Source organism: Kribbella sp. NPDC004536, assembly GCF_042873835.1.
Lineage (GTDB): Bacteria > Actinomycetota > Actinomycetes > Propionibacteriales > Kribbellaceae > Kribbella.
The window spans coordinates 1,210,746-1,232,393 of the sequence record NZ_JBIALY010000001.1; the positions used below are offsets into that span (position 1 = coordinate 1,210,746).

Here is a 21,648-nt window from a genome sequence, read left to right on the forward strand (position 1 = left end):
CAGGGATTCGGGGCATCTCGGGGCATTGCGGGGCAGATCGTCCACAGGTCCCCAATTCTTCGTCGCAGAGGGTGTTCGGCGCCCTACAATTACCGCCATGTCAGGGCCCAACGATCAGCTGCGCACGGCACGCGAGCGCACTCCGTCGCGCCGGGCGCCGGGTGAACACATGTCCCGGGCCGAGCTCGCGGATCTCATCTGCACCTGGCTGTGGGAGACGACCGAGATCAAGTACGAGCTCGACGGTCACTACGTCGCGAAGCTCGAACGCGGCGCCGTCCGCTGGCCCGGCGCCGCGTACCGCTCCGGCCTGCGCCACATCCTCAAGGTTGCCTCCGACAACGAACTGGGGTTCTTCCCGCCGTCGGGCGGCGCACCGGTCGAGCCGGACGCCGAGCCGCCGTCGATGGTCGGCCACGAGGACGACCTGATCAAGGCCGGCGACGAGTCCATCGCGCTGCTGTCGATCGCCGAGGAGTCGAACGTCGGCGAGCTCACCGTAGAGCAACTGCAGGCCGACATCGAGCGGATCGCCCGCTCCTATCTCCGGACGCCGACCAGGCACCTGTTCGAGAAGAGCCGCGCGATCCGGGACCGTGCGTTCGCGCTGCTGGCCGGCAACCAGTCTCCCGGGCAGTCCCGCGACCTGTACTCGGCGGCCGGCTGGGCGATCACGCTGCTCGCCTGGATGTCGGTCGACCTGGGCCGCCCCGACATCGCCGAGGGTCACACCCGGACCGCCTGGGCGTGCGCCGACGCGGCCGATCACGACGTACTGCGGGGCTGGATCCGCGCCACCCAGCACACCGCCGCGTTCTGGCAGGACGACTTCGCCCGCGCCGCCGAGTACGCCGAGGACGGACTGCGGTACGCCTCCGGTACGTCCCGGCTGTTCCTCGCGAGCGCGGGCTCGGCCGACTTCGCCCGAGCCGGCCGGACCGACAAGGCCCTCGAACTCCTCCAGGTCGCCGGCGAACTGACCGTGCACCAGGCGGCCTCCGAACCAGGCGGCATCTTCGTCTGCACCCCGGAACGCGCCGAAGGGTTCTGGGCCGACACCCAGCTGGCGTTGGGCGACGCGCGATGTACCGCAGCGCACGCGGATCACAGCGTGGACCAGTTCGAAGCCGCGCCGTACGCGATCCGGAACGTCGGCTCCGAGCGGATGGCCCGCCTGCAGCAGGCGAAGGCACGCCTGCTCCTCGGCGAGCTCGACGGCGCCCTCGAAGCGGTCGAGCCGGTCCTGGCAACCCAGCTCGAGTACCGCGTTCGCCCCCTGATCCACCGCCTCACAGAGGTCGCGGCCCTCACCGCGCCCTACGGACGGAGCTCGAAGGCTCGTACGTTGCGGGACCGCATCGCCGATTTCACGCAGGCCGCCCGTTCCTCGCGGCCCCCTGCACGATCCACGAGAGAGGACCAGCCGTGATCAACGAAGTTCGCGATCATTGGTACTGGCGCCCCAACTGGCGGCCAGGGCGATCGTTCTACACGTGGCACGTCGTCTTCCCGCAGGACGCGACTGTGCTCGCGGTGCACAAGGCGTACGAGCAACTCGTCGACCTGCTTCCCGGCGTCACCCCGGTTCCCGCCCAGTGGCTGCATCTGACCGTGCAGGGCGTCGGCTTCACGGACAAGGTCCCGGAGGCGGATCTCGAGGAGATCATCGACGCGACCCGGCGCCGGCTCGAGCATTTCCGGCCGTTCGAGATCCGGATCGGCGCCCCGGTCGTCGACGTCGAGAGTCTGCAGCTCCCCGTGACGCCGGTCGAGCGGATGCGCCGCCTCCGCGCCCAGCTCCGCGGCGCGGTCATAGACGTCTGGGGCCGGGACTCCGTCCCCGCGCTGCCCGAGCTCGATCCGCACATCTCCCTGGGCTACTGGAACCAGGACGCGCAGGCAGAACCACTCCGGCGCCGGGTGAACGCGCTGAGCGGCGGCGTCGCGGCAACCGAACTGACCGAGGTCGCCCTGATCCAGCTCACCCGCGACCACAAACAGTACGAATGGACCACGTACGCCACCGTGCCACTGGGCATCCAGGCACCACGCGGCGGCGCAGGCTGATGACCACCTCCACGCCGTACGCCGGCAGCACCGCCGCCCTGGTCATCCGCGCCCTCCTGGACTTCCGCAGCCTCTGGACAACCCACGACCTCGTAACCACAACCGGCATCCCCGCCCCACTGGTCCGCCGCGTCATCAACCGCCTAGAACAGGACACCCTCGTCCGACGCGAAGCCCCCGGCGTCGTCGCAGTCCCCGACTGGCTGGACTTGCTCTATCGCTGGAACCAGGACTCTCGCTTCAGCACGGAAGTCCGTACGACCTATTGGCGCAGCAAGCGCGGAGTCCAGGGACTGCTGGACCGGATCCCCGGCACATCGGTTCGGTATGCGCTGAGCGGTACCCACGCAGCTCAACGATGGGCGCCGCAGACGCCGAACGGCCCGACAGTGATCTACACGCCTGATGCTCAACTGGCGGCAACAACCTGGGAACTCGTGCCGGCGAAAACGAAGTCGATAGTCCTGGCCGAGCCCGCGGCAGACGTCGTCTATATCCGCGCTCGAAAAACCACCGACGGCCTCCGCCTGGCCGCGCCGAGCCAGGTCCTCTCAGATCTCCTGACCGGCGCGGCGTCATCCCGGAATGCAGGCGAACCACTGACCCGATGGATGCAGGAAAACGAATTCGAATGGCGCTACTGAGCAGCTCGGTCGAGCTTCGTGTCGAAGTACCGCTCAGCGACGGTGAGCTCGGCAGGCACCGAACCGTCATCAAGCCAACGGACGCCCATGGCCGTGCTGTGCCAACCACGATGCCGATCGTCGCGCACGCAGGCCAGCCCGCTCTGCGGATGTGGCTCACCACAACACGACTCGGTCACGCGCCGGAACGCCTCGGCGAACTCGGCCCGGACGGTCGGCGTCGCCCCCAGCGCCGCCACGAGCTTCTCGAGTTGCATGTTGCTCGGCCGGCGAGTGCCGATCAGCCAGCGATGCATCGTGGACTTCGGGACTCCACAGCGCAGCGCGATATCCCGAATCGAGACCAGCCCGGACCGCTCCGCCAGTACTCTGATCGCGGCTCCGAACTCCTCCCAATGAGCCATGTCGCGCAGCAGCTCATGCAAAGGATCCGGGCCGGACGAGGCGGTCTGGCCGGCGCGCCAGTCGCGGCCGGCCTTCGCCCAGAACGGGATGCTCTCTGCGGTCAGTCCCGGATACCTCCGAAGCTCGGTCTGCGCGCTCCGCGCGACCTCCCAGAGGATTCGCCAGCCGGTCATGGCCTGGTGACCAACCCCGCACGCAGCCAGGTACGTGCTGGCCACCGGCCAGGTCGGCACTCGAACTCCTTGCTCGGCCCGCACAATCTGGCTGTGCGAGTAGCCCACCAGCGCCGCCAGCTCGCGGACAGTCATCCCCGTACGACCCCGGAAGGTGGTCAACAGTTGGGCGAACTTCATCGGATAGTTGGGTGTCTCAACGGTCGGATCGACGTCGGCGACGGACATCTCACTCCGCCGGAATCGGAGTGACACGGGTCAGTCTGACCACGGCCACCGCTGTAGCTGTCACCAGGACGGCCAGGAACCGATCGGTCACGGCTGTAGCCGCGTCACCCCGATACAGCCACCCGCCGATGGCGATGACAGCCAGGAACAAAGCCACGCGAATGGCCAGAACCACCACGATCAGGCTGCGGCACCAATGCAGCTTGCGCCGGGTCGCCTGAACACCTCTTGACATTTCTTCTTGCCTTCCAAATCAGTCGACACACTCATCGCGAGTGCGCAATGCGACGGAAATTACTCAGCAGGTGATGCGAAGTAAAGCCAACAGGGCCGATTTCGTGGTGCATATTTCGGCGAGTTTGGTGCACTGACTGGTGCAAACGATACGTCTGAGCTGGGGAAACTCCGGCCGTCTTGTCCCACACTGTCCCTGCAGTACAACGGGTGGGTCACGCTCTGCACGGTCGGCGTGGTGCGCGATCGGCGAATGTTTGGTGCACGCGAGAGCTCCGTGCCCGCAATGACCTGCGACAAGTACCCAGGCGCCGTCCCCACAAGCCCCGGCTGACACCTGCACCAAAAGACACAGGAAAACCTGGGCATGAGATCTACGTCACACTCACCTGGTACTAGTACGCGCGGATCGACACCACGTGGGCTTGGGGGGTGCTGTTGGTGCGGTGGGGGGTTAGGCGGAGGTGGGTGGTTTGGGTGGGGGTTTGCAGGTGGTGGTGTTGGGTGCGGTGGTGGTTGTCGGTTACCTGGGCGATCGTCTGCCAGGGGGCGTTGCCGTTGCGGAGTTGTAGGTCGTAGTCGGCGATCAGGGTGGGTAGGGATTCGAAGGGGGTGCGGTGGTGGTGGAGGTTGATCAGGTCTTCCTGGACATCGGCATCGAGGATCACCACGATCTCTGAGAGCTCGATCGGTTCGGGCCAGGTGAGTTGCAGCCACGGGTTGGGGTCCCAGGCGAGGTCTTCGGAGGACCACAGGTTGGGTCCTCCGTAGGGGCGGGAGTAGCCGCCGACGACCTTGTCGGGGGCGTATGCCGCGGTCTCACCCAAGCGGATGCACAGGCCGTTGCGAGGCAGGATGTGTTTCCAGGCGCGGAACTGTTTGGTCCATTGCTCGTCCGCAGTCGGTTCGCGGTGGGCGAAGTGCACGATGCCGGAGAGCGCAGTCGCTGCGGTGTGGACTGAAATCCCCGGGGTTTTCCGCAGGATTACGAAAGCGTTCGCTGGGCTTTCCGGCTGCCAGGCGAGCGGGACGTTGATCCAGCGTTTCTCTCCAGCAGGTACTACGACCGCACAGGAATCCACGAGTTTCGCGGGGAGATAGTTCTGCGGTTTGACCGGGTCGTGGAGCTCGACGGTCAGCGTGCCGCCGTTCGAGTCGACGAGTAGTTCGAAGCCGTCGAGGGCCGGATCCACCGGGATCACCATCCCGATATCCGTTGTCAGCGGCAACGTTCCGGACGAGACCTCGAGGGCGGGTCGGGTCAACGTCGACGACGCGGTCGCGGTGGCGGACAGCGCGAGGTTCGCCGGGTCGTCGTCGGGGACGCCGAGGACTGACGCGTCGGCGCGGGTCAGCGCGTTCCGCATCAGTCCGAAGTTGTCGTGGGCCAGTTCGCGTGGCGTCAATCCGTTGCGTAGCGCAACGGATGCGCCGATGCCGGCCGCTTCGCCGAGTACTGCGCAGGTCGCCATCACCCGGGTCGTCCCGAATGCGACGTGGCTCGCGCTGATGTTCCGCCCGGCGAACCACAGGTTCCGTACGTTCCGTGAGTACAACGAACGCAACGGGAGGTGGTAGACGCCGTCCGAGAACCAATGCTTCGAACCGCTCTCCGACGCGTACACGCCTCCCGGCGGGTGCAGGTCGATCGACCAGCCGCCGAACGCGACCCGGTCGTCGAACTCGGTCTGTTCGAGGACGTCGTGCTGGGTCAGCACGTGATCGCCGAGGAAACGCCGGTACTCACGTTTCCCGGGCACGGAACCGATCCACTCCAGGGTCAGGTTGTCCGCGTCGAAGTTGCCGCTGTTCTTGATGTAGTCCCAGATCCCGTAGACCACGGCCTGCAGCTCGTCCCGGATCGCCTCGTTGTCGTCGACGACATCCAGTTCACCACCCCACTCGATCCACCAGAACGCGCAGCCGTTCTGGTCACTCCGGATCACTCGCCGTTCCGGGATCGAGGTCTGCGTGACATCGCGAGCGAACGACGGCGGTACGAACCGCACCGGCTCGCCGGCGTCCTTGGAGTAGAACAGGATCGTGCTGCCGAGCGTGTTCGAGTCCGGTACGTCGGGAGCCCACAACTCGCCGTACTCCGATCGCGGCTCCCGCCCGGTGCGGTACTCGGCGCCGGCGAGCAGCCCGACCAGCCCGTCACCCGAGCAGTCGACGTACACCGGGCTGACGAACCGGATCTCCTTCTCCGACCCCTGCTGCCAGCCCGTCACCGACCGGATCTCGGAGTCCTCGGCCTCGACCGAACGTACGTCGGTGTTCAGGTAGAGCGTGATCCGCGGTTCCGCGCGGACCGCCTCCAGCAGCACGAGATCCCAGTAGTACGGGTTTCCGAGCGGATTGCGGTACTGGTTCTCGACGAACAGCTCGCCCATGATGCCGGTCTCGCGGGCGAAGCTCTGGACGCCGTGCGCGGTCGCGCCGCACACCCACACGCGTACCTCGCTGGACGAGTTTCCGCCGAGCACCGGCCGGTTCTGTACCAGCGCGACCGTGCTCCCCTGCCGCGCGGCGCCGATCGCCGCGCAGATCCCGGCGAGCCCGCCGCCGACGACGGTCAGATCGGACCGGACCTCGAGCTGCTGCATGCAAACCCCTCTAGGTATCAGGCTGTACGACGGGCTGACCCGGCCCGTCCGGGAGATGTGCGGTCAGGTGGTCGGGCACCCGCTGGGCGACCAGCACGAACAGCAGCCCGGCCGTCAGTACGTCGCTCGCGCGGCCGGCGAAGAACTCCGTCCAGTTCGCGCCGTTCGGCGTACCGGTGTCGAGCGTCACGTCGGCGACCCGGCCGATCGGCGCGCCGGGCATTCCGGTGATCGCGACCGTGAGCGCACCCTCCGCGCGGGCCCGCTTGAGGTAGTCCAGCGTGGTCGGATCGGTGCCGGACCGGGTCACCGTCAGCGCGACGTCGCCCGCGCCGAGCAGACCGGCGCCGATCTGCGACGACTGCGGTCCGTCGAAGAACCACACCGGAATCCCGATCCGGAGCAACCGGATGTACAGCTCGCGGGCCGGGACCGCGTCGCCCCACTCACCGTAGATGTGGGTACGGCGAGCGCCGGCGATCGCGTCCGCGACCCGGGTCGCGGCGCCGAGGTCGATGGCGGACAACGCGTTCCGCAAAGCGTTCGCCTGCGTCGACGCGAGCACGTTCAGCACCTGCTCCGGCGGGTCCGCCGGGCCGATCGCCGATCCGATGTCGCTCGTCCAACCGGCCTCCAGGCCGCGGCCGACCTCCATCGCCAGCGCGGCCCGCAGCGCCGGGTACCCGGCGTACCCGAGGTGGGTCGACAACCGGGTCACGGTCGCGGCCGAGGTCTGCGCGGTCTCGGCAAGCTTGGTGATCGAGCCGCGCGCGACCTCGTCCGGCTGCGCGAGGATGCACTCCGCGACCCGCTGCATCGCCCCATTCAGCTCGGGCAACGCCCGCTTGACCAACTCCAACGGACTCGGACTACCGGCTCTCTCCATCGCAACCCACTTCCGACCAGTTGCGCAAAAGATTATCGCCTACGACAACCTTCGTGAACCTCAGCTGCAAAACTTTTTCAACGCATCTGAACACGTACCGGGGCCGACGCGGCCCGTTCTTTGATACTGGGTCAGAGGGAGCAGTTCACCAGGACTGGTTCGTTGGTGAGGGTGATGTTGAAGGACTGCTGGACCTGGGTGCGGACGTGGGTGGCCAGGGTCAGGAGTTCCTTGGCGGTTGCGTTGCCTCGGTTGGTGAGGGCCAGGGTGTGTTTGGTGGAGACGGCTGCGTTGCCGATGGTGAAGCCCTTGGAGACGCCGGCGTGTTCGATCAGCCAGGCGGCGCTGGTCTTCACGCGGCCGTCCGGCTGCGGCCACTGCGGTGCGCCGGCCGGGACCTCGGCGGGGGTGTCGAGGATGGGGTTGGTGAAGAACGAGCCCGCGCTCCACGTGTCGTGGTCGGCGGGGTCCAGCACCATGCCCTTGCTGCGGCGCAGGCCGAGGACGGCGTCGCGGACCTCGGTCATCGGCGCGCGGGAGTCCGGTTCGACGTCGAGCACCCGGGCCAGCTCGGCGTACCCGACCGGTGCCGACAGGTCGCCGAGCTTCAACTGGAAGGTGACCTCGAGTACGACGTACCGCGACGGATCCGCCTTGAAGCGGGAGTTCCGGTACGAGAACCCGCAGTCCGCGGCGAAGACGGTACGGACAGCGTTCTCGGAACGGTCCCAGACCCGTACGGACGCGATCGTCTCCGCGACCTCGTGCCCGTACGCGCCGACGTTCTGCACCGGGGTCGACCCTGCCAGCCCGGGGATGCCGGACATCGACTCGAGCCCGCTCCACTCCTCCGCGATCGCGCGCTGGACGAACCCGTCCCAGTCCTCGCCGGCCGCGACCCGGACCATCGCGCCGGAGCACATGTCCTGGTCGACCGCGATCCCGGTCGTCGCGACCTTCACGACGGTCCCGCGGAACCCGTCGTCGCCGATCACGACGTTGCTCCCGCCGGACAGCAGCAGTACCGGTTCCCCGGCGGCGTCCGCGTCCCGGACCGCGGCGATCAGGTCCGCTTCGGTCGTGACCTCGACGAACTTGTCGGCCGGCCCGCCGATGCGCAGCGTGGTGTAGTCGGCCAGCGACACATGAGTGTTCACCGGACCCGCACGACCGCCCTGGCGCGCCCGAGCACCTTCTCCTCGCCGGCCAGCGCGGTGATGTCGATCTCGGCGAGGCCGTCGGTGACCTTGTCCACCCTCGCCGAGAACGTGACTGTCGCGCCCTTGTCGTCGTCCGGTACGACGACCGGCTTCGTGAACCGTACGCCGTACTCGACCAGGTCGGCCGGGTCCTCGATCCAGTCCGTCACGACCCGCACCGCCGACGCCATCGTGAGCATCCCGTGCGCGATCACGCCGGGCAGCCCGAGCGCGGCCGCCATCCGGTCGTTCCAGTGGATCGGGTTGAAGTCCCCGCTGGCCCCGGCGTACCGGACCAGGTCCTCGCGCCGCAGCGTGACGGTCAGCGGCGGCAGCTCGGCACCAACCTCGATCATGCTTCCGCCCGGTTGTGCGAGATGGTGGACGTCGACGTGGCGATCGGCTCGCCGTCGACGGTGGTCAGGGCGGTCTCGTACATGATCACCTCGACGTCACCGGCCTTGCGGACGGTGGTGATGGTGGCGGTCGCGGCGATGTCGTCACCGGCCTTGATCGGGCGGGTGTAGCTGAACTTCTGCGCGCCGTGCACGATCCGGTCCAGCCGCAGGCCGAGCTCCTCGTCGTTCAGCAGCTGCTCGAGCGCGCGGCTGCCGAGCATGAACGCGAACGTCGGCGGCGCGATCGCGTCGTCACCCCGGTACGCCGGGTTACCGTCGCCGATCGCGTCGGCGAACTCCCGGATCTTCTCCCGGCCGACCTGGTAGGACTCGGCGGCCGCATAGCTCCGGCCGACCATCGTGGCGTCGATCGTCATATCCGGAAACCTTACTGGCAGACTATGGCGCGGGTTTCCGCCGCCCACGTTTTCCGGACGGAAGGTTGAACGTGACGGCTGTGGCGGCGCTGGCGGAGTACGCGCCTCGGTACCGGGTGGAGATCGGCGAGCCGGAGGGCTCCGAATGGTTGCGGGTGGACCGGCTGCTGGAGCCGGGCGGGCCGGAGCTGACCGAGTTGCTCAAGCGCGACGACGAGGCGAGCTGCCACCGTACGGCGCATGCGAACGCGCTCAGCATGATGTCGTTCTACGCCGGGCGGGCGCCTGCCGCGGCGCTGCTGCTATGGGCGCTGGAGGGTCATGTGCTCGACATCCGGCCGCAGAACCTGTGGGTACGCCCGCACGACGGGCACGGGATCGCCTCTGTCGCGATCCGGTCGGCCGAGTTCCTTCCGGGCGGGTTGGAGACGCTGTACGAGGTCGTACTGCGCCAGCACCTGCTTCCGTTGTCCGAGGAACTGCACCGGCGGACGCGGGCCGGTTTGCGGCAGGTGTACGGCGGGGTGGCGGCGGGTTGCGCGATGGGGTTCTGCGCTGCGACGCGTGAGGAGGTGACGGTCGAGCCGGGGTTCCTGCTGGAGCGGTGGCGGACGTTCGTCGCGAAGGCACCGGGCGGACTGGCGCGGCTGGGCGACGTCGAGGTGGCCGCCGGGAAGCTCGTCTACCTGCGGAACACCTGCTGCCTGTACTACACGAGCGAGGCAGGCCAAGGCTCGCTCTGCGGCTCCTGCTGCCTCACCCCACGTGACCAGCGTCTCACCGCCTACGAAGCCGGCCGCCCCATCCTCACCGTCTGAAAACACACCAAAAGCCGCTCCGGAAAACCGGAGCGGCTTGGCAGGAGACCTGTGAAGTCAGCGGGTCTCGCGGTGGCAGACCCCCAACCCCGCTCTTCCCCGAGCACAGCACAAAGCCGCTCCGGAGAGCCGGAGCGGCTTGGCAGGGACCTTGGGGTCAGCGGGTCTCGCGGTGGTCGGTGTGGTCGTTGCAGCGGTGGCAGTACTTCTTCAGCTCAAGACGGTCCGGGTCGTTGCGCCGGTTCTTCTTGGTGATGTAGTTCCGCTCCTTGCACACCGTGCACGCGAGCGTGATCTTCGGGCGGATGTCGGTCGACTTGGCCACTGCTACCTCTTCATGTCATGAGTACGCAACTTGGGTGATCGCACTCTCGAAAGTACTGATTCGGTAGCGGGGGCGGGAGTCGAACCCGCGACACCACGATTATGAGCCGTGTGCTCTAACCACCTGAGCTACCCCGCCGGGTGAGACAAGCATCCCACCCGAAGGTGGGATGCCGTTCTCCGAGCCCCTTTACGGAATCGAACCGTAGACCTTCTCCTTACCATGGAGACGCTCTGCCGACTGAGCTAAAGGGGCGGGCCGAGGAGAGAGATTACACGGTCTCCCGGCCCGATGTGAAATCGAGTCAGGAGCGCCTTGCAGGCCCCTCAGTCCGTCCCGGAAATCATACCGGGTCGGCAGCAGTGCTCCTGACCATTTTCCGGATCCGATGTCGAGGAGCGCCCGGCAGGTTCGTCATACCCACAGAACCTACGAGAGGAGCACCAGATGTCCGCGAAGGCACAGCCACCGATCGTGTCGGCTGCCGAGTGGGAGAAGGCACGGGCCGAACTGCTGGCGGCCGAGAAGGCGGCGACCCGCGTCGAGGACCGGTTGGCCGCGCAGCGGCGCCGGCTGCCGATGGTGGAGTTCGATGAGTACACGTTCGCCGCGCCGGACGGTCCGGTGACGCTGCGCGAGCTCTTCGGCGACCAGCAGCAGCTCGCGCTCTACCAGTTCATGAACGCCGGGCCGGACGCGTTCTGCGGCGGCTGCACGTACTTCACCAAGAACGTCACGAACCTGGCCGGCCTGGCCCGCAACGGAATCGCCTGGGCAACGGTTTCCGACATGCCGCTCGAGCAGATGGCCGGGTACTGGAAGCAGATGGGCTGGTCGGACATCCCGTTCGCGTCCTCGGCCGGTACGACGTTCTCCGCGGACTGCGGCGCGGGCGGTGGGTTCCTGCTGAACATGTTCTTCCGCGACGGCGACACCGTGTACCGGACGTACTCGACCGGTCAGCGCGGCGTCGACCGCCTCCTGTTCAGCACGGTCGTCTCCGACCTGGCCCCGTACGGCCGCCAGGAGGACTGGGAGGACTCCCCCGAAGGCTGGCCGCAGGAGCCGACGTACGGCTAGGACCAGACGCGGCTCGAATAGGACGACCGCAGTACTGGCATCACCTCGGTGACGAAGGTCTCGACGGACTCCCGGTTCTCCTCCTCCGGGAGCCCGGCGACCTCCAAGGAAATCCCGGAGAGCTCGTGCCGGAACGCTTCGTGGTACCGCCCGAACTTGTCGATCACCTGTTCCGGCGACCCGACCAGTACCGACCCGCCCTCGAGGAACTCCTCCAGCGTCCGGAACGGCAACTGGTTGTGCCTGGCCCCGGGTGAATCCATGAAGGCGTCGAAGATCGGCCGGTACCCGTCGATCGCCTGCTGCGACGTCTTCTTCACGTACAGCCCGTTGAACCCGGCGCCGACCACCGCGTCCGCCGGGTCCCGGCCGTACGCCTCCCAGCGTTCCCGGTAGTGCTGGATCAGCCCGGCGTACTTCGCGAGCGGATGGAACCCGTTGGCGGAGAACAACGGATCACCCCAGCGAGCCGCCAGCTCGGTCGACTCCGTGGACGACGCCGAGCCGTGCCACAGCGGAATGCCGTCCGGGCGGTACGGCCGCGGCTGCGTGGTCGCGTCGGTGAGCGGCGGCCGGTAGGTGCCCGACCACGAGACACCGGTCTCGCGGAGCAACCGCCGCAACAGCTCGTACTTCTCCCGGTTGCGGTCCCACTGCCCGTCGAGGTCGTACCCGAACAACGCGTTCTGGTCCGGATCGTTGCCCTTCCCGATGATGATGTCGAGCCGCCCACCCGACAGCTGGTCGAGCGTCGCGTAGTCCTCGGCGACCCGTACCGGATCGAGCAACGACAGTACGGTGACCGTGGTCAGCAGGCGGATCCGCGAGGTGACCGCGGCGATGTAGGACAGCACGACGGGCGGCGACGAGGAGATGAAGCGCTGCGCGTGCCGCTCACCCACGCCGTACGCGTCGAACCCCAACTCCTCGGCCCACTGCGCCTGCCGGACAACATGCTGGAACCGTTCGGCCGGTGAGAGCTGTACGCCGCTGACCGGGTCGGGCGAGTTGTCGATCAGCGTGTAGGTACAGAACTTCACCGCACCCTCTTCTCGCCGGCCGTCACCGGAAGAAGGAGGCGATTACCGGGCACGGGCGCCGGGCAGGTGCCGTACGCCGTGAACGCGAACGGCAGGTTGATCGTCCGGTTGAAGTCGATCCGCACCGACCCGTCGGGCTGCACCGGCCCAGTCGTGACGAACCGCCACGGCGCGGTCTCCTCGCCGTTCGTCTTGTCGTGGAACGACACGTTGAGCCGGCTGTCGCCCGCGGCGGTCGCCACCAGCTCGTACGCCGTACCGCCGAGCGCGACGTGCACCGTGCCGACCGCGGTGACGTTCTGCCGGAGGTCGTCGCGGGCCGTCGACACCTCGACCCGCTGCGCCTTCGGGTACGGGCTGAAGTACCCGGTCACGATCCACGCGTCGTCCAGCTGGTACGTCGGTACGCCGCTGAAGCCGCGCCGGGTGGCCGCGCGCGGATCCCGCTGCCGGACCGCGTACCGGCCGCCGCGGAGGACGAGTTCCGCCAGGCGGTCGCCGTACTGGAGCCAGCTGAGCGATCCGGCTTCCGGAACGGTCGCGGAAACCGTTCCGTGCACCGGTTCGCCCGCCAGGGTGAGTTCGCCCGAGGCGGCGGCGTACGCCTGGCCGGCCGCCCACCATTTCCCCGGCAATCCGTCGATCGCCGCGGGCGTCGACGGGAGCCAGTCGAACGCGACGATCGACAGCCAGCCGTAGTCGGTGTCGAGATCCCGTTCGCGCGCCGCGTGCCAGGTGTGCCAGTCCTGCTCCAGATCTGAAACGACAGTCATGACGCTTTCCTTTGTTCGCGGTGAGCAACCTCGGAGCGGACCAGCGGGATGACGTGCCGGCCGAAGTCGATCGCGTCGTCGTAGATGTCGTAACCGCGGGCGGAGAAGATCCGGATACCCAAGTCGTAGTAGTCGAGCAGCGCGGCGGCAACCGTTTCCGGCGTTCCAACCAGCGCGGTGGAGTTTCCGCCACCGCCGGTCAGGCCGGTCGGCGCGGTCCACAGCGCACGGTCGTGCCGGTCCCCGGCCGCGACCGCCTTCAGCAACCGCTGCGAGCCGGCGTTCTCCGGCGTCTTCGAACGCAGCCGGGTGCTCGCCGGAACTCCGCCTGCCTGCGCGTCCTTGATCCGGCTGAGAACGTTCTCTGCCTTCTCCCAGGCGAGTTCCTCGGTCGCCGCGATGATCGGCCGGAACGCGATCTGGATCGTCGGCCGGTCCGCGCGCCCGGCCGCGGCGGCCGCGGCGTCGATCGTTGCCAGCTGCTCGCGGGTCCCGGCGAGCGGTTCGCCCCAGAGGGCGAAGATGTCCGCCTCCGCCGCGCCGACCTCGTACGCCGCCGGCGACGAGCCACCGAACGAGATCCGTGGCCGCGGCTGCTGCAGCGGCTTGATGTCGGCCAGGAACTGCTGGAACCGGTAGTGCTCTCCGTCGAAGTCGAACCGCTCGTCCGAGGTCCACGCCTGCTTGAGGATCTGGATGAACTCGCGGGTCCGCCCGTACCGGTCGTCCTTGGCCAGGAAGTCGCCCTCGGCGGCCTGGTCCGCGGTCGAGCCGCCGGTGATCACGTGCACCTCGAACCGGCCGTTGCTGAGGTGGTCGAGGGTGGCGAACGTTTTCGCGGTCAGCGTCGGGTACGCGACGTTCGGCCGATGGGCGACGACCAGGTTGATCCGCTCGGTGCGGCCGGCGACGTACGCCGCGACCTGCGCCGGGTCCGGCGAGCCGGAGTGGTACGCGAACAGGATCCGGTCCCATCCGTTGTCCTCGTGGGCGCGCGCGAGCTTGGAGGTGTACTCCAGGTCCAGCGGGCCGCCGGTTCGCGGCGTCACCTCGCTGGCCGGGTTGGTCCCGGCGATGCCGAGGAACTCAACTGGCATGACGTTCTTCCTTCCGTACGGTGGGGGCGAGCAGCTTGAGCAGGTCCCGGGCGACGGCGTCGTTCTGCCGGAAGCCGGGACCGTTGAAGTGCGGGCGGGAGAACCCGGACGAGCCCGCCGAGCCGGACACCGACGGGCCGAGCAGGAACAGGTCTTCCTGGACCGAGCCGTCGGCGCGGATCGCGCGGCACCGGGAGTCGGCCTTGAGCTGCCCGCCGCCGAGGCTGGTGCCGTCCGACGCGAACAGCTCGTCCGCGGCGAGCGCACCGGAGTCGAGGAGACCGCGGAGCAACGGATCGGAGGCAGCCAGTACGTCGGGTCGCGGCAGCCGCGCCTCGACGAACGCCCGGGCGGTGATCTCCCCTGCCACACCGGGGCTCCGGGCAACGAACCGGTCGTTGTCGATGGCAACTTCCAGGTCAGGACCGGCGAACCGGACGATGCCGGCGCGGTGCAACGCGAGCAACTCCTCCAGCCGCCGCGGCGGAGGTCCACTGGCCACGAACGAGAAGAACCCGTGCCACTCGCTCTCCACCTTCCGTACCCGATCCTCGTCCGACAATTGCCCGTCCGTGATCGCCCGCGACAACACGCTGTAGATGCTGAGCAAAGCGTTGAACACCGCCAGATCAGCCGAGTACGACGGATCCGCCCGCCGCAACAGATCCCCTTCGATCAACTCCACCAGATACCGCTCGAACTCCGCCCGCCCCGCAAACACCAACCCGTCCAACGGCCGATCCACCTCCCGCCGCACAAACCGATCCCCCGAATCAGGCACAGCAGAAGCAACAACCGCCGCCCAACCATCTGCCGTGTCCCCCGGATCAGGCACAGCCGAAGCAACAACCGCCGCCCAACCCTCGGCGCCGCCAGCCCCACCACCAGTTGAGCGCCCCGGATCGAAACCGCCTTGCACACAGTCCTGGGCCATCGCGGGCGTCCAGTCGTCCAGAGCCTTCGCAAACTCTTCCCACGGCATGCGGACGCGTTCGGGGTGGGCGGTGAACAGTTGTTTGTAGTGCGCGTACGCAAGCTCCTTCTCGATCAGCGGCAGTACGTCGCGGTCGAAGTCGAGCGGCCCGTCCCCCAAAGCTTCAGCGGTGAGGTAACGCGTGGGCACAGGCTTGGTTCCCGCCACGGTGTAGCCCAGCTTCGAGTGGTACGGAACCCCGCGGCGCGACCCCACGTACAGAACAGGCTCGTCGCCGGACGGCCGGTACGTGAGCAGCCCGTCGCATTCGTCGTACCACCCACCGCGCCCCTCGGTGAGCAACACCATCAGGTCGACGAACGCCTGCCCGAACCCCCGCACGATCACCGGCGCCTGCGGCCACAACCCGTCGATGTCGACATCCGCGGTGTACCCGGGCGGAAGATAGGTGAGACCCGCGTCCGCCGCCTGTGCCGCCCACGCCGATTCCGATGCCGTCGGCAACCGATCCAGGTAGCCGAGGGCAAGCACCACCGCGTCGGCCGCGATCTCCAACCCGGACTCGAGCACCACCCGTCGGTCCGCGGTGAGCTCGACGGCCCGTTCGCGGTGGGTGGTGACGGTCGCGGGGAGATCGCGGACGACACGCTCCCACGCCCACGCCAGGTACTCCGCCTGCACCAGCCGCGGTGGGAAGTCCATCGGCCCGGGCGGTTCGAGCCCGGCTTGCTCGAGGATCACCGCGCCCTCACCGGCCACCCAGGTGGCGAGATCCGGCCCGGGCACGATCGGCCCAACGCAGTCGACCGAGTCGTCGGTGAAGATCGTGACGTCCGACGTCATCGAGTTCATCCACAGCAGCCGGGACTGCTCCCGTCGCCAGATCCGGCCGCCGCCGGCCGGGTACGGATCGACGACATGGATGTGTACGTCCCGACCGCCGAGCAACTCGTCCGCGCTCGCCGCGAACCGCTCCAGCAGTCCGACCGTCCGCGGTCCGCCACCCACGAACACGAGGGTCGCCGGCTGCTCCTGCCACGGGCGCTTTGCAGAAACGGTCATGGCGGAGACCGTCATCGCGACAACCCGAGGTGCTCGCGCAGCGTCGTACCGCTGTACTCGGTCCGGAAGACGCCGTACTCGCGGAGCAGTGGGACGACCCGGTCGACGAAGTCGTCGAGGCCTCCGGGCGTGAGATGCGGAACGAGGACGAAACCGTCCGCGGCGTTTTCCTGCACGTGCCGGTTGACCGCTTCCGCGACCGTGCTCGGCGAACCGACGAAGGTCTGGCGGTTCTGCTGGTTGATCACGGTCTGCCGCAACGACCATCCATGCGCCTCAGCCTGTGCGCGCCATTCGGCAACGATCGGGAACGGGTCGTTGTATCCGACCCGGCCCTGCGTCACCGACGACCCGACCACCGGGTCCTCGGCCGGCAACGGCCCGTCCGGGTCGTACGCCGACAGGTCCCGTCCCCACAGCAACTCCGCGAGTACCAGCGCGGTCGGCCCGGAGACCTGCTGTTCCCGGATGTACGCCGCTTTCTCGATCGCCTCGGCGTCCGTGTCGGCGACCACCACCGTCACCGCGGGCATGATCTTCAGCGAGTCCTCGCTCCGGCCGTACTTCGCCAGCCGCGACTTCACGTCCTTGTAGAAGGTCTGCCCGGCCGCGAACGTCCCGTGCCGGCTGAAGATCACGTCCGCACTCGCGGCCGCGAACTCCCGGCCTTCGTCGCTGTCCCCGGCCTGGATGATCACCGGCCGGCCCTGCGGCGACGGCGGCAACCCGAATCGTCCCCGGATGCTGAAGTGCGGGCCGTCGTCCGCGAAGGCCCCAGCGCCTTCGCGGGCGAACGTTCCCGCCGCCTGGTCGAGGACGAGGTCGTCGTCGGTCCAGGAGTCCCAGAGTTTCCGTACGATCCGCAGCGACTCCTGCGCGCGGACGTACCGGTCCGCCTTGTCCAGGTAGCCGCCGCGGCGGAAGTTCTCGCCGGTGAACGCGTCCCAGGAGGTGACGACGTTCCAGGCCGCGCGTCCGCCGGAGACGTGGTCGAGGGTGGCGAGGCGTTTCGCCAGTTCGTACGGTTCGTTGAAGGTCGAGTTGACGGTCGCGGCCAGGCCGAGGTGGGTGGTCACCGCCGCGAGTGCGCTGAGCACGGTCAGCGATTCGGGGCGGCCGACGACGTCGAGGTCGTGGATCTTTCCCTTGACCTCGCGGAGCCGGAGTCCTTCGGCCAGGAAGAAGAAATCGAAGGTGCCGCGTTCCGCTGTTTCCGCGAGCTTCCGGAACGAGGCGAACTCGATCTGCGAGCCGGCTGCCGGGTCGGACCACACCGTGGTGTTGTTGACGCCCGGGAAGTGCGCGGCCAGATGGATCTGCTTGGTCATCGTCCGCTCCCCGAAAACGTGTTCCGCGGCCGTCCGAGTCCCAGTCGCCCGCGCAGACTCCCGCCGCGGTCCGCCGGTCCGACCAGCCCTCGCGCCCGCAACTCCGGCAGCAACTGATCGGCGATCACGGGCACATCGAGCTCGAGCGAGGACGGCCGCAGATGTACGCCGTCCAGCCCCGCCTCGACCCACCGCAAGATCTCGCCGAGCAACTCCTCGACCTCACCGCCCTGTACCGGCACAGAAACCAGCACCACCGGCCCGCCTGCCGCCGCTCCGGCCTTCCCGTCCCGTAGTGCGTGCACCTGAGCGGCGACGTCGGCGGAGGCCGGCAAAAACACCAGCTCCGCGTCACCCGCGGTCTCCAGCGCCTCCGGCGTACGAACGAAGACCGCCGTCACCGGATGCCCCTGTGGAGGACGTGGAACGATCGACGGACCCTTGACGGAAACGTCGGCGCCGAGAAGTCGACGTAGTGCAGCCTGTCCCGGTCGACGTACCGCCCGGTCGAGGCGTCACGGATGATCGCGTCGTCCTCCCACGAGTCCCACAACCGCCGGCCGGCATCGACCACGTACCGCGCCTCCCGCCAGGTTTCGGCAGCCGGCGCCACCTCCCGCCGCCCGACCACCGCGGCCGCCTCGACGGACGTGGACACGTCGGCGACCCATCCGGCCCGGCCACCCGAGATGTGATCGAGCGTCGCCACCGAGGCCTGCACGTGGAACGGCTCCGTGTGCGTGACCGTGATCGTCGGCAACAACCCGATCCGCTCGGTCACCGGCGCGACCCGTGCCGCCAGCCCCAGCGCGTCGAGCCGAACGCTGACCCGATCCCGTACGTCCTCCGGCGCCTCCAACGCATCGGCGAACGTCACGAGATCGACCCCGGCCGCCTCGGCCCGCTGCGCCGCGCGGACCGCGAGCTCACCGGTCAGCACCGCCCGCGGATCCACCTCCGCCCCACGCCAGGCCGCCGGATCCGCACCCGCACCGTCGATCTCCAGCCCGACGATCATGACGCCACCTTCAGTGCGACGGAGATGTCCTTGACGAACGGCAGCGGCCCGACCGATTCCGGATCTGCCGCGGTGTCGAACTGCGGCGCGAACCCCGCCGCCAGATACAAGCCGGCCGCCTCCGGCTGCCGCGGCCCTGTCGTCAGGTAGAGCCGCCGATACCCCAGATCCGCGGCGGCCTCCTCCAGTTCGGCCAGCACCCGGCGACCGAGCCCCTGCCGCCGGTGCAGCTGCGACGTCCACATCCGCTTCACCTCGGCGGTCTCGTCGTCGTACCGCCGGATCGCCCCACCGGCCACCGTCTGACCGCCGTACCGCAGCAGCACGAACGCGCCACCGCGCTCACGGTGAAAGTCCGACGGCGGTACTTCGGTCAGCTGGGTGTTCTCGTTCGTACGCCCGTACCGCGTGCTGTACTCGACGACCAGATCCGCCAGCAGCGGCGCCGCATCGGGATCCTCCGGTCGCACCCGTACCGCCTCGACAGCGCCGAGCTGGAGCGGCGGACTCTCGACGGCCTGCTCGCCCGAGACGGTCGCGAGGAACGCCTCCGTCACTTGGTAGAGCGGTACGGACGCCGCCGGATCGAGCAGCAGGCCGCCGCCGTCGTACACGTGAATGTGCGACGACAGTACGAACCACCCCTGCCCGATCGCGCCCGCGCCGAGGCTCGTCAGTACCGGCCGGAGCGCGTAGTCGATCACCAGCACGTGCGCGGGCGTACCACCCGTTGCCAAAGGCAACACTGTCTTGCCCTTCAGTGCGTACTGCGGCAACAGGTCGAGGAAAACCTTGAGCAGACCGGAGTACGCCGCCTTGTACACCGGGGTCGTGACGACAACGGCGTCCGCGGCTTCCAGGACCGCCGCAGCAGCGGAAATCGCTGGATCGTCGGCCGCGCCGCGCAGCAGCGGCTCGGCCGGGAGGTCGCGCAGCACGATCGGCGTCACGGTGTGGCCGTGGCTGATCAGCCGCTTGGTGACGTGGTCGAGGACCGCGTCGGTGCGCGAGGAGAACGACGGACTGCTGGAGATCGTTGCGATGGTCGCCATAGGAAAACTCGCTCCTACTTCTTCGGAAGGCCAGGTGGGTTGATCAAGGACTTCGGGACGGCCTCGGCCTGCAGACCCCACTTGGCCAGGACCTTCGCGTAGCTGCCGTCGGCGATCGCCGCGTTCAGCGCGTCGGCGAGCGGCTTGACCAGGCCGTTGTCCTTCTTCGTCGCGACCGCGACCAGGCCCTGGACCGGGTAACTGGACGAGACGGTGCCGACGATCTCGGTCTGGTGCTGGGTGGCCACGTGGTACGACGCGTTCGGGTTCGGGCCGAGGTACAGGTCGATCCGGCCGGACTGCAGCGCGAGGTACGTGTCGGCGGACTGCTGGTAGTACTTGATGTTGACGGGCTTGCGGCCGGCCGCGACGTTCTGCTTGCTCCAGTCGACCAGGATCGCCTCCTGCAGCGTTCCGGAGCCGACGGCAACGGTCTTCCCGGCGACATCGGCCGGACCGGTGACCTTCAGCCCGGAGCCCTGCTTCGCCTCGAACGCGTGCAGCCCGAGCCGGTACGACGCGAAGTCGTACTTCTCCTTGCGCAGTTCGGAAACGCCGATGTTCGAGATCCCGACCTGGTACTTCCCGGAGTCGAGCCCGAGGAACAGGTTCTCCCAGCTGGTCGTCTCGATGTCGGGCTTCAGCCCGAGCACGCTCGCGACCAGGTAGGCGATGTCGATCTCGACACCGATCGGTGTCTTGTTGTCGTCGGCGGTGAAACCGAGCGGCGGTTGCCCGCCACCGGCCGACCCGTTGCCGACCACCAGCGTCCCGGAGTCCCGTACCGCGGCCGGCAGTTCGGCGGCGATCGAGTCCACCTTCGCAGAAGTGATGTGGGTCTGCGTCGCCGAGGTGTCGAACGCGATTTCCTTCGATGCGGTGGTGGTCTGCGGATCGGCGCACGCACCGAGCAGCAGGACCCCGACGGAAACCAGCAGTAGATGTCTTCTCATCAGTCGTCCTCAGCTCGTGATCGGGAGGCCGGGCGGGTTGATCTCGGACGTCTGGACCGCCTCGTTCGAGACGTTCCAGCGGGCCAGCACCTTGGCGTAGCTGCCGTCCGCGATCACCGCGTTCAGCGCGGCCTGGAACGCCTTCACCAGTCCGTCGTCCTTCTTCGTGGTCGCCGCGATCAGCCCCTGCAGCTTCGGGCCGGCGCCGGAGAACTTCCCGATCGTTTCGGTCTCGCCGGACGTCTTCACGTGATACGCGACGGACGGGTTCGGGCCGAAGTACGCGTCGATCCGCCCGGAGCTCAGCGCCAGGTAGGTGTCGGTGTTCTTCTGGAAGTACTTGATGGTTGCCGCGGGCAACCCGGCCTTGACGTTCGCCTCGTTCCAGTCGACCAGGATCTTCTCCTGGTTCGTCCCGGAGCCGACCGCGATCGTCTTCCCGGCGATGTCCTTGCCGCTGGACACCCGCCAGGTCCCACCCTTCTTCGCCTCGAACGCGATGTCGTCCTTGCGGTACGTCGCGAAGTCGTACTTCTGCTTGCGCTTCTCGGTCACCGTGATGTTCGAGAACCCGACGTCGTACTTCGCCGAGTCGAGGCCGACGAACAGGTTCTCCCAGCTCGTCACCTCGATCTCCGGCTTCAGCCCGAGCGCGCCGGCGACCAGGTACGCGATGTCGACCTCGAGGCCGATCGGGGTCTTGTTGTCGTCGGCGTAGAAGCCGAGCGGAACGCTGCCGCTGCCGAAGCCGGCGCCGACGACCAACGTCCCGCGGTCGCGGATCCCGGCCGGCAACAACGCGGCCGCCGCGTCGTTCTTCGTCGTGGTCACCCGGTCCTGCTGAGCGGACGTGTTCACACCGGTATCGGTGGAGGAGGAGGCAGTCGCCTGCGCGCCGCAACCGGCGAGCGTGAGCAACGCAAGGGAAAGGACAAGAAGCCGTTTCATCAG

22 protein-coding genes and 2 tRNA genes are annotated in these 21,648 nt (G+C 68.1%); 5 read left to right on the forward strand and 19 right to left on the reverse strand.

What is annotated here, in order from left to right; all coding sequences use genetic code 11:
• Positions 1 to 97: 97 nt before the first annotated feature.
• From ACFYRU_RS05950 to ACFYRU_RS05960, 3 genes are read left to right on the forward strand one after another with little or no spacing between them, the layout of a single operon-like run.
• Complete coding sequence (locus ACFYRU_RS05950; protein WP_387653431.1) at positions 98 to 1,429, forward strand: hypothetical protein; 1,332 nt, start codon at positions 98 to 100, stop codon at positions 1,427 to 1,429.
• On the forward strand, positions 1,426 to 2,067 hold the full coding sequence (locus tag ACFYRU_RS05955; protein ID WP_387653434.1) for a 2'-5' RNA ligase family protein: 642 nt from the start codon (positions 1,426 to 1,428) through the stop codon (positions 2,065 to 2,067). The genes ACFYRU_RS05950 and ACFYRU_RS05955 overlap by 4 nt, the downstream gene beginning before the upstream one ends.
• Positions 2,067 to 2,711, forward strand: coding sequence for a hypothetical protein (locus tag ACFYRU_RS05960; protein ID WP_387653437.1), 645 nt, complete (start codon positions 2,067 to 2,069; stop codon positions 2,709 to 2,711). The genes ACFYRU_RS05955 and ACFYRU_RS05960 overlap by 1 nt, the downstream gene beginning before the upstream one ends.
• Here the strand turns inward: ACFYRU_RS05960 and ACFYRU_RS05965 are convergent.
• The 6 genes from ACFYRU_RS05965 to ACFYRU_RS05990 form a co-directional block, all read right to left on the reverse strand.
• Positions 2,705 to 3,517 (reverse strand): helix-turn-helix domain-containing protein, encoded by an 813-nt coding sequence (locus ACFYRU_RS05965; RefSeq protein WP_387653439.1) that lies wholly within the window; start codon positions 3,515 to 3,517, stop codon positions 2,705 to 2,707. The two genes, ACFYRU_RS05960 and ACFYRU_RS05965, sit on opposite strands and share 7 nt — an antisense overlap.
• 629 nt (positions 3,518 to 4,146) lie before the next feature.
• Positions 4,147 to 6,357 carry an FAD-dependent oxidoreductase gene (locus tag ACFYRU_RS05970; RefSeq protein WP_387653441.1) on the reverse strand — a complete coding sequence of 737 codons (2,211 nt, stop codon included), beginning with the start codon at positions 6,355 to 6,357 and terminating at the stop codon, positions 4,147 to 4,149.
• Positions 6,358 to 6,367: 10 nt separating this feature from the next.
• Positions 6,368 to 7,243 carry a MurR/RpiR family transcriptional regulator gene (locus tag ACFYRU_RS05975; RefSeq protein ID WP_387653444.1) on the reverse strand — a complete coding sequence of 292 codons (876 nt, stop codon included), beginning with the start codon at positions 7,241 to 7,243 and terminating at the stop codon, positions 6,368 to 6,370.
• Positions 7,244 to 7,374: 131 nt separating this feature from the next.
• Entirely contained in the window at positions 7,375 to 8,400 is a 1,026-nt protein-coding gene (locus tag ACFYRU_RS05980; protein WP_387653446.1) for a UDP-N-acetylmuramate dehydrogenase, read from the reverse strand.
• Complete coding sequence (locus ACFYRU_RS05985) at positions 8,397 to 8,798, reverse strand: MaoC family dehydratase (protein ID WP_387653449.1); 402 nt, start codon at positions 8,796 to 8,798, stop codon at positions 8,397 to 8,399. The genes ACFYRU_RS05980 and ACFYRU_RS05985 overlap by 4 nt, the downstream gene beginning before the upstream one ends.
• Positions 8,795 to 9,217, reverse strand: coding sequence for a MaoC family dehydratase N-terminal domain-containing protein (locus ACFYRU_RS05990; protein ID WP_387653451.1), 423 nt, complete (start codon positions 9,215 to 9,217; stop codon positions 8,795 to 8,797). Before ACFYRU_RS05990 ends, ACFYRU_RS05985 begins: the two co-directional genes overlap by 4 nt.
• 71 nt (positions 9,218 to 9,288) lie before the next feature.
• On the opposite strand from ACFYRU_RS05990, the gene ACFYRU_RS05995 reads away from it, so the two are divergent.
• Positions 9,289 to 10,035, forward strand: a complete 747-nt coding sequence (locus ACFYRU_RS05995) for a hypothetical protein (protein ID WP_387653454.1) — start codon at positions 9,289 to 9,291, stop codon at positions 10,033 to 10,035.
• 157 nt (positions 10,036 to 10,192) lie between these two features.
• On the opposite strand, the gene rpmG is transcribed toward ACFYRU_RS05995, so the two are convergent.
• The 3 genes from rpmG to ACFYRU_RS06010 form a co-directional block, all read right to left on the reverse strand.
• Positions 10,193 to 10,360: a 50S ribosomal protein L33 gene (gene rpmG, locus ACFYRU_RS06000; RefSeq protein WP_130384703.1), complete on the reverse strand. Its 168-nt coding sequence runs from the start codon at positions 10,358 to 10,360 to the stop codon at positions 10,193 to 10,195.
• 64 nt (positions 10,361 to 10,424) lie between these two features.
• Positions 10,425 to 10,498, reverse strand: a tRNA-Met gene (locus ACFYRU_RS06005).
• A 44-nt stretch (positions 10,499 to 10,542) separates the two neighbouring features.
• Positions 10,543 to 10,615 (reverse strand) — tRNA-Thr (locus tag ACFYRU_RS06010).
• A gap of 192 nt (positions 10,616 to 10,807) precedes the next feature.
• Here ACFYRU_RS06010 and ACFYRU_RS06015 point away from each other — a divergent pair.
• Positions 10,808 to 11,440, forward strand: coding sequence for a DUF899 family protein (locus tag ACFYRU_RS06015; protein WP_387653457.1), 633 nt, complete (start codon positions 10,808 to 10,810; stop codon positions 11,438 to 11,440).
• On the opposite strand, the gene ACFYRU_RS06020 is transcribed toward ACFYRU_RS06015, so the two are convergent.
• The 10 genes from ACFYRU_RS06020 to ACFYRU_RS06065 are packed head-to-tail and all read right to left on the reverse strand — an operon-like array spanning position 11,437 to position 21,645.
• Entirely contained in the window at positions 11,437 to 12,480 is a 1,044-nt protein-coding gene (locus ACFYRU_RS06020) for an LLM class flavin-dependent oxidoreductase (protein WP_387653459.1), read from the reverse strand. The genes ACFYRU_RS06015 and ACFYRU_RS06020 overlap by 4 nt on opposite strands.
• Positions 12,477 to 13,253, reverse strand: a complete 777-nt coding sequence (locus tag ACFYRU_RS06025) for a DUF1684 domain-containing protein (RefSeq protein WP_387653462.1) — start codon at positions 13,251 to 13,253, stop codon at positions 12,477 to 12,479. The genes ACFYRU_RS06020 and ACFYRU_RS06025 overlap by 4 nt, the downstream gene beginning before the upstream one ends.
• Positions 13,250 to 14,350: an LLM class flavin-dependent oxidoreductase gene (locus ACFYRU_RS06030; RefSeq protein ID WP_387653465.1), complete on the reverse strand. Its 1,101-nt coding sequence runs from the start codon at positions 14,348 to 14,350 to the stop codon at positions 13,250 to 13,252. Before ACFYRU_RS06030 ends, ACFYRU_RS06025 begins: the two co-directional genes overlap by 4 nt.
• On the reverse strand, positions 14,340 to 16,346 hold the full coding sequence (locus ACFYRU_RS06035) for an FAD/NAD(P)-binding protein (RefSeq protein ID WP_387653467.1): 2,007 nt from the start codon (positions 16,344 to 16,346) through the stop codon (positions 14,340 to 14,342). Before ACFYRU_RS06035 ends, ACFYRU_RS06030 begins: the two co-directional genes overlap by 11 nt.
• 11 nt (positions 16,347 to 16,357) lie before the next feature.
• Complete coding sequence (locus tag ACFYRU_RS06040) at positions 16,358 to 17,674, reverse strand: NtaA/DmoA family FMN-dependent monooxygenase (RefSeq protein ID WP_387653470.1); 1,317 nt, start codon at positions 17,672 to 17,674, stop codon at positions 16,358 to 16,360.
• Positions 17,671 to 18,075: a hypothetical protein gene (locus tag ACFYRU_RS06045; protein ID WP_387653473.1), complete on the reverse strand. Its 405-nt coding sequence runs from the start codon at positions 18,073 to 18,075 to the stop codon at positions 17,671 to 17,673. The genes ACFYRU_RS06040 and ACFYRU_RS06045 overlap by 4 nt, the downstream gene beginning before the upstream one ends.
• A complete protein-coding gene (locus ACFYRU_RS06050; protein ID WP_387653476.1) occupies positions 18,072 to 18,692 on the reverse strand; it encodes an LLM class flavin-dependent oxidoreductase in 621 nt (206 codons plus the stop codon). Before ACFYRU_RS06050 ends, ACFYRU_RS06045 begins: the two co-directional genes overlap by 4 nt.
• Positions 18,689 to 19,744: an NADPH-dependent FMN reductase gene (gene ssuE / locus ACFYRU_RS06055; RefSeq protein WP_387653478.1), complete on the reverse strand. Its 1,056-nt coding sequence runs from the start codon at positions 19,742 to 19,744 to the stop codon at positions 18,689 to 18,691. The genes ACFYRU_RS06050 and ssuE overlap by 4 nt, the downstream gene beginning before the upstream one ends.
• 14 nt (positions 19,745 to 19,758) lie before the next feature.
• A complete protein-coding gene (locus ACFYRU_RS06060; RefSeq protein ID WP_387653481.1) occupies positions 19,759 to 20,697 on the reverse strand; it encodes an ABC transporter substrate-binding protein in 939 nt (312 codons plus the stop codon).
• A 9-nt stretch (positions 20,698 to 20,706) separates the two neighbouring features.
• On the reverse strand, positions 20,707 to 21,645 hold the full coding sequence (locus ACFYRU_RS06065; protein WP_387653484.1) for an ABC transporter substrate-binding protein: 939 nt from the start codon (positions 21,643 to 21,645) through the stop codon (positions 20,707 to 20,709).
• Positions 21,646 to 21,648 lie beyond the last annotated feature (3 nt).